This window comes from Herbiconiux ginsengi (assembly GCF_900107435.1).
GTDB lineage: Bacteria > Actinomycetota > Actinomycetes > Actinomycetales > Microbacteriaceae > Herbiconiux > Herbiconiux ginsengi.
In genome coordinates this window covers 827019-839111 of the sequence record NZ_FNPZ01000002.1, presented here as the reverse complement: position 1 = coordinate 839111, position 12093 = coordinate 827019, and the positions used below count along the sequence as shown (strand labels likewise).

Below are 12093 nucleotides of genomic sequence, written 5' to 3'. Positions count from 1 at the left end.
CTAGCGGTCGCGCGTGGCGATGCCGGTGGTGCGGTGGTCGGATGGCACCGTGAGCACGATGCTGCAGCGCACCTACCGCAACCTCCGCGATCAGGCGGACGCGGTGACGGATGCCTCCCAGGCGAACCCGTCGGGGTCGGTGAACGCGCCCGCGTCGCCCATGATCGCGAGGCGGTGCGAGCCGCTGCCCTCGGGTGCCACCCCGGCATCCTTCGCCAGCGCCTTGCGGCTGTAGAGGCCGAGTTTCACAGGGCTCTCGGGCATCGCGAACTCCACGTACTTGCCGAAGCTCTTGCCCACCGGGAGACCCTGCTGCCCGTAGAACGCCTTGCTGGCCGCCACGTCGTCGGCGCCGATCAGCAGAACGATCTTGTCGATGCGGCGGTCGCCCGGGTCGGTGTTCTTCTTGGCCGTGGTGGCGACCTTCCAGATCGCACCGTCGGGTGCCTGGATGCTCCCGCCCACACCCCAGAGCGACTTCGAGACGGGCTTCAGCACGGTGGCACCGGCCGCGACGGCCGCGTCGATGAACGCGTGCACGGTCGCGGGCTGGAACACCGTGATCGAGAGGGTGTAGCCGCGGAATCCGGATGTCGCGGTGCTTGCCGCGCCGTCACCGGGGGCTGCTTGGCGCACGCGCAGGCGACCGTTCAGACCGCTCTGGGTGAAGGCGGCCGTGTAGAACGCCTCTGCAGCGGCGGCATCGGGAACGTCGAGGATGAGGGAGTCGATGGTTGTCATGCCTGCGACGATACGGAGGCGGCGCGACGGATGCTTCTCGATTCCTGCTCGATGCGATCCTGCGTCATCCGTGCCGGAAGGGGCGGAAGAAGGCGCGGAGTTCCTCGGCGTCGAGCTCGGGCTGCTCGAAGGCGGCGAAGTGCCCGCCGCGCGCGGGCTCGGTGACTCGTGCGGAGTTCGCGGTGCGGCCGAGCCACGCCCGAGGCGGGCGCAGGATGTCGCCGGGAAAGAGCGATGCGTCGGGGCCGTCTCCGGAGCTCCGTCCGCCGAGAGTCGCCCGGAACGGCGGGAGCCGGGCGAGCGCTGCCTCCTGCGCCGGCCAGTCGAAGTCGTTGGCCCGGTAGTCGACGTGCTCAGGGTGAACGGTTCGGGGCAGAAGGCGGTGTCCGGCATGCCGTCACCCTGCGCCGTGCGGCCGCGCGTATCGAATGATGTCAGCGGCCGAAGGCGGCGGCATAGAGCTGCTCCAGGTCGGGGGTGACGGGTCCGCTCTGGCCGCAGGTGAGGATGGCGCCCTCGCTCGCGGCGATCAGATAGCTTCCCCCCTCGTCGTAGTGCAGCGGCATCCCGTCGAGCAGCACGTCGTCGCCCTGCGGCACCTCCACCACGTCGGTGATGTCTCCGGCGTAACGGTCGGTGACGGTGAGCGTGACCGTGCCGTCGTCGGCGATGCTCGTGGCCGTGGCCTCGAATGCGACATCCGCGGAGCCGGCCAGCATCTCGGGTGTGATCTCGGCGCACTTCAGGGCGATCTCGGCGCCGTTGCCCGGACCGCCCGCAAGCTCGGTCACGTGGGAGGCGCCGGCGCCCGTGCTCGCGCTCAGCTGCACGGCGGCCGTGATGCCCACGACCGCCAGCACGGCCGCCGCGGCTCCCACGGCGACGGCCCAACCGACGCGCCGGCGCGGTCGGCGTGCGTCTGCGCCTGCGCGAGCGGGGGTCGGGGTCGTCGATTCCGGGGTGCGTTCGTCGGCGGCGCGGCTCATCGTGGTCTCCTTCAGGTGGGCGATCTGCGCGAGGTCGAGCGGGGGCAGCGACCGGGCCGGATCGGCGCGCCGCAGCAGGCGCTCCACCGCGCCATCCGCATCCACCGCGTCTGTGCGGGGCGCGAGACCCGCGGGATCCGCGGTGCGTGCCGCATCGGCGGCGCTCGCGGGGGGCGCGGCGCTCGCGGCATCCGAGGTGGTCGCCTCGTCGGCGTGCGGTGCGGTGCCGTCGTCATCGTGGGCGGTCATGCGTGCTCTCCCTCCTTCACCCCGTCATGTCCGGATGCGCCCCCGACCTTTCCGAGGCGCTCGAACTCCGCGCGGAGTCGCTTGCGCGCGCGGTGCAGACGGATGCTCGCCGCGTTCGGCGTGATGCCGAGAACGGACGCGATCTGCGGAGGAGTCAGCTCCTCCCAGACCGCGAGGCGGAGGATCTCGGCGTCGGCCGGCCGCAACGCCGCCAGAGCCGACCGGATGCGCTCGACCGCGCCGTCATCCGGACGCCCCGCGCCGCCGCCGTGCCAATCGCCGCCGTCGTCGCCCGCCCGCTCGTGATGCGCGTCGACGGCCGCCTCGGGCCGGTCGACCGCCACGATCCGGGCGAACAGCCGCCGCTGCCTCCGCGCCGCCCGCTCGGCGTTCGCGAGCTGGAACCGGGCGATCCCGATCGCCCACGGCACGGCATCCGCTTCGCCCACCGGGATGTCGCCCGCCCGTCGCCAGAGCACCAGCAGCGTCTCGCCGAGCACATCGTCGGCCGTGGCCGGGTCGGTGCGGCGCGCGAGATAGCGACGGAGGGGTTCGAGCACCTGAGACAGGTGCTGGTCGAACCGGTCGGCGCTGTTCACAGAGTCCACGATGGCTCATGTCCGGCAAGGATGAGACATTTCACACCCTGTGCTGGTGGGTGTGGTGCTCGCCATGATGCTGTTCGCGCGGCGGGTGGCTCGAACATCACACACCGGCTAGCGTCGAGGGGTGGAACGGGACGGATGGATCGAGCACCGGCGGGGCGACGGGGAGCTGGTGGGATGGATGCGGCCCGAGGGCGAGGGGTTCGTCGTCATCGACCTGCTCGGCCGTGAGCTGAGCGGCCCCCTCGACTGGTTCGACGCCGAAGAGCTGCTCGACGAGCGGGGGCTTCACTACCTCGCCGATCCCTACCTGCTCGACGTCGACGGGGTGTCGCTGCGTGTGCGCATCACCGAGGTCAGCACCCGGCGCATCCGGGTGAAGAAAGACGACTTCGGCGACATCACCGTGCCGCTGCGCGAGTTCGAGCTCGCCTGGCCGATGCCCGACGAACTGCGACCCCTCGCGTGAGCGGCACGGACGTCTCTTTCCACGGCCGACGCTCGGGCCACCCCGCTGACCGACCCGGGCCCGTTCATCCGCTGTTCGCCCGACGGGTGAACGGATGCGGCATCGTGGTGGCATGAGCGAGACGGATGCGGGCGCGGTCGAGGTGTGGGCGAGCGAGTCGACCCTGCTGAGCTTCGACGGCCGGGTGCTCGAGGTGTTCGGGTTCGCCGACGTGCACCGGTTCCATCGGGCGTTCCGGCCGCGGATGACGGTGAACAAGCGGATGGTGAGCATCAGTCCCACGCACGGCGGGCAGTTGTCGTTCTTCTTCGACCACGACCGCCGCGCGACGCTCGAGGAGTTCGCGGCCCGGCTGGCGGGTGAGATCGGCGAATGACCCCGTGCCCGGTGCGCGCTGCTCGGTGCGCCGCGCAGCCGTGCCAAGCTGATCGCTGAAGAGAACGGAAGCACCGCATGACCGACTGGGACGGCGAGCGTTACGCCGCGATCGCGACTCTGCAGCACGACCTCGGCCGCCGGTTCGCTGCCGAACTGAGCCCGCCCCAGGGCGCTCGCGTGCTCGATGCCGGATGCGGCGACGGCTACGTCACCCGGCTCATCGCCGACCGGCCGGAGGTCGTGCAGGTGGTCGGTTTCGACCCCTCACCGCTGATGATCCGGAAGGCGCGCGACGACGCGCATCCGTCGATCGACTTCGTGGAGGGCGACGTCACCGCCTTCGTGACCACGCAGCCCTTCGACCTCGCGGTGTCGCTCAACGCGTTGCACTGGGTGGTGGACTCGGTGGCGGCGCTGTCCCGGCTGCGGGAGGCCGTGCATCCGGGAGCCGCCGTCGTGTGCCAGTTCGTGCCGGAGGGGGAGCGCCCCTCGATCGAAGACGTGGCGTTGTCGGTGGCCACGGCGCCGGCGTGGGCTCCGTGGTTCGAGGGGTTCAGCGCACCGCACGTGCACCGCACGCGTGGCCAGTGGCGTGACATCGCTGCAGCGGCGGGGCTCGTGGTCGAGGAGGCGACGGAGCGCGACCTCGCCTGGGACTTCGGCCGAGCCACGGCTTTCCGCACGTGGTGCGCCCTCGGCTTCACGAGCTTCACGGAGAGGCTGCCGGAGGAACGGCGCGACGAGTTCGTGGCTCGCGTGACCGACGAATACGGGCGGGTCACCGGATCGGATCAGGTCTTCCGCTTCCTGCAGCTGCGCCTCGCCACCCGTCGGCCCGAGTGAGCGCGGGCGGGCACGACGCCTGTCGGCTCCGGGCTCGGCCGAAGGCTCAGTCGCAGGCCACGCCGTCGCCGTCGCGGTCGAGCTCGTAGGGATCGCCGCCGACGACGTAGACCGGTCCCTGCACGTAGGCCGGACCGTTGCCGCTTCCGCCGGCGCAGTCGACGTCGGACGCGATCGGAACGCACGCGCCGGTGTAGTTGGGGTCGCAGCCGCCTCCCTCCGGGGCCGGTTCCGGAGCGGGGTCGGGTTGCGCCGGGGCGGGCTCGGCCACTCCGATCGCCGTGACCTCGTCGACGGGTGCCACCGTGATGGTCTCCGAGACGAGGGTGCGACCGGTCTCGACCCCGTCGGTCAGCGTCACCTGCCAGGTGGAGACCTTGGTTCCCGGCACCCCGGCGGTGACGACGACGTTCGTGCCCACCTCGAGCGTCGGTTCGTCGTAGCTCGACCGGCCGAAGGGGATCGGCTCGGAGACATCGACCGATTTCACCGTGACGACCGGCGTCGGCGTCAGCGTCGGCGTCGGCGCGGGCGTGGGAGTGGGGCTGCTCTTCGGCGTGGGCGAAGGGGATGCCGCTTCGGAGCCGAGCGGACGCGCCACTCCGACGGGCGTGGCGGATGGCGCGGCCGCGGGATGCGGGAGGAGGATCGTGCCGAGCAGCAGCACCGCGATCGCGAGACCCGTGGCGGCGCCGCCGGCCTTCCGCGTGCGCACGAGATTCAACCAGCCGGGGCGGCCGGTGGCGAGCGTCCAGAGACCGCCGCCGAGCACGAACAGCGACACCATCAGCACGAAACCGCCGATCCCGCCGGAAGGGATGCCGATGACCCCGCAGAGGATCGCGATGGCACCGACGATCCACGTCGACGTGCCGGGTCGCCACGAGCGGATCGACCGTGTGGTGGACGGGGGAGACGCGACGGGGAGCGGCGGTGGAGCGGGCTGGAAGAAGTCGGTCCAGCGGCCACCGTCCCACCAACGCTGGCGATCGGGGAAATGCGGGTCGGGATACCAGCCGGCAGGGGGCAGCGGTGTGCTCATGAGGGTCGCATTCGGTCGGGCGTGCGCGGCGACTCGGGGGAGTCGGGTCACGGCGGGTCTGCGCGATGGGTGGTCGCGCATCCGTGCCCCGGATGAACACTACGGATGTCGAAGAAACCAGGCCAGCCCCTGTTGAGGGGGCGGCCGGGCCCCGCGTTCTGGCTCAGACGGGTGTGACCAGGAAGGCTTCGCCGGGGTCGGGCATGTTGTGCTCGAGGAGCTCGTAGCTGCAGCTGCCGTGCTCGATCTTCGTCGAGTCGGCCTTCCACACGTCGTACATGTCGTCGCCGTTGCGCAGGGCGATCAGTTCGTGCGCCTCGCCGTCATCGGCCGCGACGGTCACGGCTGAGGCCCCGATACCCGACGGCTCATCGGCGAGAAGGCGGGCCAGATAGGTGGTGGCGTCACTCATGCCGTGACTCTACCGCGATGGGTCGGAATCGGCCGGGCCTGTGGGATCGGCCGGGCCGGTGGGGCCGGCCGGCTCGGCAGGCAGCACGTGTTCAAGGTAGCCGCCCGCGGCGTCGCGCACCCGCCAGCCGCTCGAACGCAGCTGCGGGTTGAGCCCGCGACGCCGCCAATGGGTGTCGAAGAGCACCGCCGCCGTCACCATGCGGGTGACCGATTCGTCGTCGGAATCCGAGAGCGCCATGGCACGCGGATCCATGTCGACGATCTGGGCGTCTTTGAACGCGTCCTCGTTCTCGACGTCGATTTCCAGCTCGATCACGATTCGGTGCGTCGCCATGCATCGAGGCTACCCGCGCGCAGCGGGTGGATGCGCGGCGAGAGCGCGCGTAGGGTCGGATGTGGGGAGACGGGAGGTAGGCAGATGTGTCGGTGGGTGGCTTACGCAGGGCCGGCGCTGCATCCGTCGACCCTCCTTCTCGACACCCCGCACTCGCTCGTGGCGCAGTCGCTGCACTCGCCGCTCGGGCAGGAGACGGTCAACGGCGACGGCTTCGGAATGGGGTGGTACCTGCCGGGCAAGGCGCCGGGGAAGGCGCCCGCCCTGTTCCGCAGCGTCGAGCCGGCCTGGTATGACGAGAACCTCCGGGAGCTCGCCCATGCGGTCGAGAGTCCGCTCTTCTTCGCGCATGTGCGGGCGGCGAGCGGGCCGCCCATCCAGCAGACCAACTGCCACCCGTTCCGCCACCAGAACTGGATGTTCATGCACAACGGCGTGCTGCGGCAGTTCGGTGTCATGAAGCGCGACATCCTGCTCGAGGTCGAGCCGGCGCTGTTCACGTCGATCCGGGGCACGACCGACTCCGAAGCCCTGTTCTGCCTGGCGCTGACGATGGGCCTCGCCACCGATCCGATCGGGGCGATGGCGCGGGCGATCTCCGAGGTCGAACGGATCGGCGCCGCACTCAGCGTGCCGCATCCGGTGCAGGGCACCTTCGCGGTGACCGACGGGATGACGATCTGGGCGTTCCGCTACTCGAGCGAGCACCGGTCGCGCACCCTCTTCTACTCCGAAGACCTCGGCGCCCTGCGGCAGACCTACCCCGATATCGACCGGCTGCGGAAATACGGCGACGGGGCTCGGGTGATCGTGTCGGAGCCCCTCAGCGACCTGCCGGGGGCGTATGTGGAGGTGCCCGAGTCGACGGTCGCGGTGCTCGAGGAGGGGCGATACCGGCAGGAGCCGTTCCTGCGCGACGCGCCGTAGCTCAGCAGGGCCGCCGGTTGTAACTCGCGGCGCCCCCGCAGCCGCCGCTCCAGTCGAGAACGGTCGAGTGCGCCGCGGGCGTGCGCAGGTGGCCGCCGCCGAGGTGGCGATCCGGGGTCGAGGTGCCCGGATGCGCGCCGCCTGTCAGCACGAGACCGGCCAGCACCGCGATCGCCGCGCCGGAGGTCAGCGTGGCGGCCAGGGAGGGGCGCGTGCTCGGCGGCCGGATGCTCATGGCGGGTCTCCAGGAGGGGGCGGGTCCTGTCATCTCTAGCACAGTCGGACGGATGCCCGGTGAACGCGGCATCCTCCGTCGAGTCGGTCAAGACGGGTCAGCGCGCGCTGAGGCGCTGCAGGATCTTGCCGATCCGCACATCCAGTCCCGCCGCCGCGTCGTCGGGCAGCGCGTCGACGGGCCACCAGCGCACGCCCTCGACCTCGTCGTTCGGGCGGAGTGAGGCCGTGGGATCGGCGGTGAACGACACGCCGATGTCGAGGTGCTCGGCGCAGTGCCCGAAGCGGCTCGAGAGGCGGTGCGCATCCACGTCGACGATCGTCGGAGCGGGGTCGTTCGGCGGCTCAGCTCCCGTCTCCTCGCGAGCCTCGCGCACCGCGCCGTCGATCACGGTGGCGTCGCCCGGCTCGAGGTGTCCGCCGGGTTGCACCCAGAATCGCCCCTTCTTGTGGAAGCACAGCAGCACGTGCCGCCGTTCGGCGTCGAACACGAACGCGCTCGCGGTCGCGTGCACCGGATGCGGATGGCGGCCCACGACCGACGGCCCGGTCTCGAAGAACCCGAGCACGCGCATCCGGGTGGCCCGATCGGCGTCGTCGAGGGGCGCGACGGATCGCACTGCTTCCAGGGCGGAGGCGTAGAGGGCCTGCTGCGGCTCGGTCAGGTCGGTCACCGGCGTGCGGTGAGCGGTTCAGCCGGCCGGTGCGGGGCCGTCGGTGGGCGTGGCGGCCGCGATGTACTTGTGGATCTTGTCTTCGAGCTCGCGGTCGAACGAGTCGACTTCTTCGCCCGAGCCCAGGCCGGTCTCGGGGTCTCTGCCTGCGGCATTCCGGAAATCGGTCATGCTCTCAGGATAGCCCTCGCCGGCCCCGATGGCGGCCCGTTTCACGCGTCCGGCCCCACCCGCTCACGGCGGCTCGCGGCACCTCGCGGCAGCTCGCGGCGGCTCGCGGTGCTGTGCCGCCCGCCGCGGCCGGCATCGCTGTGCGCGCACCCACTCGGCCGCGCGCCCCGCTCCGTGCTGCGCGCCCCGCGACGCGGCGTACGGTTGGAAATCGCAAACGTGGCGGGCTCCTCGCCGAATACGGCGTCGGATCGCGCGAGGAGTACGCGATCGAACCGCCCAGCGGGTCAGGCGGCCAGGATGTCGTCGATCTGGCCCATCGCGAGGCCCATTCCCTCGGCCATGCCCATCTGGATCAGCTGATCCATCTGGTCGACCGACTCGAAACGGTTGACCGTGGTCATGCGGGTGCGGCCGTCGACGTCTTCGATGCGCACTGAGCCGTGGATGACCGGCATCGCGTCGTTCGGGGTGTCGTCGTCGTGCGCGAAGCCGTCGTCGAAGGCGAGGTAGGTGGGGGCCTCGACGGCGGTCATGCGCCACCAGCCGCGCGACTTCTCGCCCTCCGGGCCCGACATGAAGTAGCGCGACTCGCCACCCACCACCACGTCGTGCTGCGTGAACGTGGCCGGCCAGGTGGGCGGACCCCACCAGCGCTCGAGCTGGCGCGGGTCGCTCCAGAGCTGCCAGATGCGCTCGACATCGGCGTCGAATTCGGCGACGAAGGTGAGGGTGAGTGCGTCGGTGTCTTTGTCTGTGCTGATGACCGGCATCGTGCTTACCTTTCTGATTCGGTTGAGGGTGCCGTGGTGGCTCCGGATGCCTCCTCGGCGAGGAGGGCGTCGATGCGCACCACGCGGTCGCGCCAGATGGCCTCGAATTCGTCGAGGAGTCGCGTGGCCCGGCGCAGGGTGTCGAGATTCGCTCGGACGATCTGCTCCTTGCCGCGTCGCTCCTTGACGACGAGGGTCGAGCGCTCGAGCACCGCGACGTGCTTCTGCACCGCCGCGAAGCTCATGGTGTAACGCTCGGCGAGGCTCGAGATGGACTGCTCCCGCCGGATCGCCCGCCGCACGATGTCGCGGCGGGTGGTGTCGGCGAGGGCGTGGAAGACGGCATCCGCCTCGGGCTCGCTCATCAGTTGTGCAACCATTTGGTTGTACGTTACCGCGACCCCACAGAATGCGCAACCGTTTGGTTGTATGAGTTGCAGATCACCCGTGTGAGGTCGTCGTGTGCGCCGCCGGCAGTCGTCCGCCGAGCACCTGCTGAACAGTGACGAGGGTGAACCCGCGACCGAGCAGTCCGTCGAGGATAGCCGGCGTCATCCGCGCCGTGTTCTCGTGGACGTCGTGCAGCAGCACGATGGCGCCGGGCTTCGGCTGCTCCACGGCACGATCGAGCAGGGTCTCGTCGTCGGGCAGCTGCCAGTCGTTGGTGTCGACGGTCCAGAGAATGGCCGGTAGGTCGGTCTGCGCGAGCACCCGCGGATCGACGGCGCCGTAGGGAGGACGGAAGGTGGAGGGGCGCTGACCTGCCGCATCCTGGATCGCCTGACTCGTGCGGGCGAGTTGGTCGGCGATCTCGGGGTCGGGGAGTTTCGTGAGGTCGGGGTGGTTCCAGGTGTGGTTGCCGATCTCGTGCCCTTCCGCCTGCATGCGGGCGACGACATCGGCGTGGCGGCCCACGTTCACGCCCTGGAGGAAGAACGTGGCGGCCGCACGGCGCGCGTCGAGGGCATCGAGCACCTCGGCGGTGTGATCGCCGGGGCCGTCGTCGAAGGTCACGGCCACGCAGGCGAAGAGGGCGCAGTCGACGTTCTCGGTGCCGCGCCACGGCGCCGCCGGCAGGGTGAGCGGGGCTCCGGATGCGAGCACCGACTGCACCCGCACGCCTGGCTCGGTGAGGAGACCGGTCGTCGTGTCCGCCGGCACGGTCACGAAGAGGGGTGCAGTGCGAACGCCTCCGGTCGTGGCGAGCCGGTCGAGCTCCGGGGTGCTGAAGTCGGCGGGCAGGTTCACGACGAGTGATCCGTCGGGGGCGAAGGAGAAGTGGGCGAAGAGGGCGCGCAGCTGCTCGACGGGGAACTCGTCGACGCTCTGCATCATCTCGGGCTGCAGGGCGCCGGCCCGCACCTTCAGCGATTGCACGACGAGGCGCAGCAGGGTGCGGAGGCCGTCGTCGCTGATCAGCGTGTCGCTCGTGGTGACGAAGGCGCCGGAGGTGTCGGCGTAGTAGACGGTGGTGGTGTCGGACGTCACCTTGCCGGCATCCGCCGTGGTGATGCGCAGGGCTTCGACGAGCACGGTGCCGGCGGCCGCGACGATCTCGCACGTGATGGTGAGGGTGGGGCCGTCGCCGGGAGGGGTGAAGGCGGGGTCGGTGAGGAGATCGGCGGCGGCGCGCGTGGAGGAGCCCGGCACGCACCCGCGGGCCTCGGGCGCGATGCCGGGAGCGTCGGCAGCGGGTTCGTAGGGCGTGCCGGTGGCGGCGGCGTGCTCGGCGATCGCGGTGGTGACGCGACCGCGCAAGAGGTCGGTGAAGGGTTGGTTGCCCGGGATCTCGCCCCAGCGCGCGCCGACGGGGGAGGCCGGGTCGTCGTTGTAGAGGAGGCGCACGTCGAGTCCCGCGGGGGTGCCGGAGGGTGCGTCGGGCTGCGCCGCGGTGGGGCCTGCGTCGGAGATGCCGAGCGCGGCGGGCGCCGCGGTGCGCGGCGCCCAGGCCGGTGCCGCCGGGATGCCGGCGCACCCGGCGAGGCACGCCGCGGTGAGGATGCTCGCGGCGGCGAGGGCGAGTGCGCGGGCCCGGGTGCGGGTGCGGTGCGCCGGGCGCGTCATCGGTCGCCGCCCGTCGGGAAAGGTTCGGACTCGATCGGGGTGGTTCGGGATGCCGTGGGGGATGGGTGGGGCGGGGGCGCGGCGGTTCCGAGTGCCGCCGGGGACGGGTGGGGAGCGGTCGGGGAGGTGGTCGAGGTGCGCGCGAACGTGGCCGTGGCGAGCAGGTCGGCGGTGACGGTGCGGTAGGCGACCGCGTCGGCGGTGGGCACGGCGGCGATCAGTGTGAGTGCGACGCCGGGTGGCGCGGCCGGGTCGTCGGTGCTCGGTGCGGCATCTGCGGGCACATCGCCGGCATCGGCACGCGCGTCGCTCGCCGCTGTGGCCGGCGGCACGGTCGACGTGGTGCCGGCGGCCACGGCGGCGGGTGGGAGCGCGATCGCGACCGTGTAGGTGGTGTCGCCTCGGGTGACATCCGCGTAGCGCACCGTGACGCCCGAGGTCAGCGTCTCCTCGCTCCAGCGGATGGGATTCGCTGCGGCATCATTCCCCGGGATCGCCGGGTCGGAGGTGGCAGACTTCCCGAGGGTGTCGGCCGGCCCCGTCAGGTCGTGCTCCGTGAGAAGGTGCGAGAGGGCGGAGGCGACCGTGGCCGCACTCGTGTCCGGGAGCGGCGCCAGTCCCAGTTCGGCGCGGTAGACCCCGTCGGGAGACAGGAGGGTCGCTGCATCCTCGGGCAGGAACGGCCCCACGCCGAGCGGCACCCAGCCGGCCTCGACGTCGACGGCCGCGCTGCCCGACGCATCCCGCACCATGACCGGCGTCGGCGTCATCAGGCGCTCGCGCGGTGTCTCGGCGAGCACGGGCGGCAGCCACCACAGCGCAACGCCCGCCGCCACCAGGAGCAGAGCCGCCACGATGCCGACGACGAGCAGCACCACGCGCCCGGGCGTCCATCGGCGCTCGAGTCTCTCCCTCGTCGTCGTCATCGTGTCGCAGCTCTCGGCCGATTCGCCAGAGACCGCCACTGGATCGGATGCGGCGGTCGACGGATGCGCCCCCGGCCCGTCCGCACCCGAGACCAGGGTAGGCAGCGGCATCCGCACTGTGACGCCCGGCGCGCCGGGCCGTCGATGGTCGCAATCGAGTCGTTATGTGCTGGGCCTCGTCGCTCCCCGAAGTGGGGGTGCCGCAGACGGCCGCCGCGCCGGGGCGTTCTGCGACGATGATCAGGGATTCTCCGGCGCGTGAT

17 protein-coding genes are annotated in these 12093 nt (G+C 71.4%); 4 read left to right on the top strand and 13 right to left on the bottom strand.

What is annotated here, in order from left to right; translation table 11 throughout:
- Nucleotides 1-90: 90 nt before the first annotated feature.
- From BLW00_RS12260 to BLW00_RS12250, 3 genes are all read right to left on the bottom strand, one after another.
- Nucleotides 91-741 carry a VOC family protein gene (locus tag BLW00_RS12260; protein ID WP_092554356.1) on the bottom strand — a complete coding sequence of 217 codons (651 nt, stop codon included), beginning with the start codon at nt 739-741 and terminating at the stop codon, nt 91-93.
- A gap of 434 nt (nt 742-1175) precedes the next feature.
- A complete protein-coding gene (locus tag BLW00_RS12255; RefSeq protein ID WP_092554353.1) occupies nt 1176-1976 on the bottom strand; it encodes a hypothetical protein in 801 nt (266 codons plus the stop codon).
- On the bottom strand, nt 1973-2584 hold the full coding sequence (locus BLW00_RS12250) for an RNA polymerase sigma factor (protein WP_217634354.1): 612 nt from the start codon (nt 2582-2584) through the stop codon (nt 1973-1975). Before BLW00_RS12250 ends, BLW00_RS12255 begins: the two co-directional genes overlap by 4 nt.
- A 121-nt stretch (nt 2585-2705) precedes the next feature.
- On the opposite strand from BLW00_RS12250, the gene BLW00_RS12245 reads away from it, so the two are divergent.
- The 3 genes from BLW00_RS12245 (at nt 2706) to BLW00_RS12235 (ending at nt 4271) form a co-directional block, all read left to right on the top strand.
- Nucleotides 2706-3050 carry a hypothetical protein gene (locus BLW00_RS12245; RefSeq protein ID WP_092554350.1) on the top strand — a complete coding sequence of 115 codons (345 nt, stop codon included), beginning with the start codon at nt 2706-2708 and terminating at the stop codon, nt 3048-3050.
- 112 nt (nt 3051-3162) lie between these two features.
- Nucleotides 3163-3426 (top strand): hypothetical protein, encoded by a 264-nt coding sequence (locus BLW00_RS12240; protein WP_092554347.1) that lies wholly within the window; start codon nt 3163-3165, stop codon nt 3424-3426.
- Nucleotides 3427-3503: 77 nt separating this feature from the next.
- On the top strand, nt 3504-4271 hold the full coding sequence (locus BLW00_RS12235; protein ID WP_092554344.1) for a class I SAM-dependent methyltransferase: 768 nt from the start codon (nt 3504-3506) through the stop codon (nt 4269-4271).
- A gap of 46 nt (nt 4272-4317) precedes the next feature.
- Here BLW00_RS12235 and BLW00_RS24050 read toward each other — a convergent pair whose 3' ends face one another.
- From BLW00_RS24050 to BLW00_RS12220, 3 genes are all read right to left on the bottom strand, one after another.
- Nucleotides 4318-5313, bottom strand: a complete 996-nt coding sequence (locus BLW00_RS24050; RefSeq protein ID WP_175494237.1) for a G5 domain-containing protein — start codon at nt 5311-5313, stop codon at nt 4318-4320.
- A 163-nt stretch (nt 5314-5476) separates the two neighbouring features.
- On the bottom strand, nt 5477-5725 hold the full coding sequence (locus BLW00_RS12225; protein ID WP_092554337.1) for a hypothetical protein: 249 nt from the start codon (nt 5723-5725) through the stop codon (nt 5477-5479).
- Between the two features lie 9 nt (nt 5726-5734).
- On the bottom strand, nt 5735-6061 hold the full coding sequence (locus tag BLW00_RS12220; protein WP_092554334.1) for a hypothetical protein: 327 nt from the start codon (nt 6059-6061) through the stop codon (nt 5735-5737).
- 96 nt (nt 6062-6157) lie between these two features.
- Between BLW00_RS12220 and BLW00_RS12215 the strand changes: the two genes are divergently transcribed.
- Nucleotides 6158-6988, top strand: a complete 831-nt coding sequence (locus tag BLW00_RS12215; protein ID WP_322788340.1) for a class II glutamine amidotransferase — start codon at nt 6158-6160, stop codon at nt 6986-6988.
- A 1-nt stretch (nt 6989) separates the two neighbouring features.
- Here BLW00_RS12215 and BLW00_RS12210 read toward each other — a convergent pair whose 3' ends face one another.
- The 7 genes from BLW00_RS12210 to BLW00_RS12180 all read right to left on the bottom strand — a co-directional run bounded on the left by BLW00_RS12210 (nt 6990) and on the right by BLW00_RS12180 (nt 11941).
- A complete protein-coding gene (locus BLW00_RS12210; RefSeq protein ID WP_092554328.1) occupies nt 6990-7223 on the bottom strand; it encodes a hypothetical protein in 234 nt (77 codons plus the stop codon).
- A gap of 97 nt (nt 7224-7320) precedes the next feature.
- The gene (locus BLW00_RS12205) at nt 7321-7896 is read right to left on the bottom strand and encodes an NUDIX hydrolase (protein WP_092554325.1); all 576 of its coding nucleotides are present in this window, start codon (nt 7894-7896) and stop codon (nt 7321-7323) included.
- Nucleotides 7897-7914: 18 nt separating this feature from the next.
- Entirely contained in the window at nt 7915-8067 is a 153-nt protein-coding gene (locus BLW00_RS23440; protein ID WP_175494236.1) for a hypothetical protein, read from the bottom strand.
- A 287-nt stretch (nt 8068-8354) separates the two neighbouring features.
- Nucleotides 8355-8840 carry an SRPBCC family protein gene (locus BLW00_RS12195; RefSeq protein WP_092554319.1) on the bottom strand — a complete coding sequence of 162 codons (486 nt, stop codon included), beginning with the start codon at nt 8838-8840 and terminating at the stop codon, nt 8355-8357.
- A gap of 5 nt (nt 8841-8845) precedes the next feature.
- Nucleotides 8846-9220, bottom strand: coding sequence for an ArsR/SmtB family transcription factor (locus BLW00_RS12190; protein WP_092554316.1), 375 nt, complete (start codon nt 9218-9220; stop codon nt 8846-8848).
- Between the two features lie 61 nt (nt 9221-9281).
- A complete protein-coding gene (locus tag BLW00_RS12185) occupies nt 9282-10904 on the bottom strand; it encodes a polysaccharide deacetylase family protein (RefSeq protein ID WP_092554313.1) in 1623 nt (540 codons plus the stop codon).
- A complete protein-coding gene (locus tag BLW00_RS12180) occupies nt 10901-11941 on the bottom strand; it encodes a GumC domain-containing protein (protein ID WP_139256698.1) in 1041 nt (346 codons plus the stop codon). The genes BLW00_RS12185 and BLW00_RS12180 overlap by 4 nt, the downstream gene beginning before the upstream one ends.
- Nucleotides 11942-12093 lie beyond the last annotated feature (152 nt).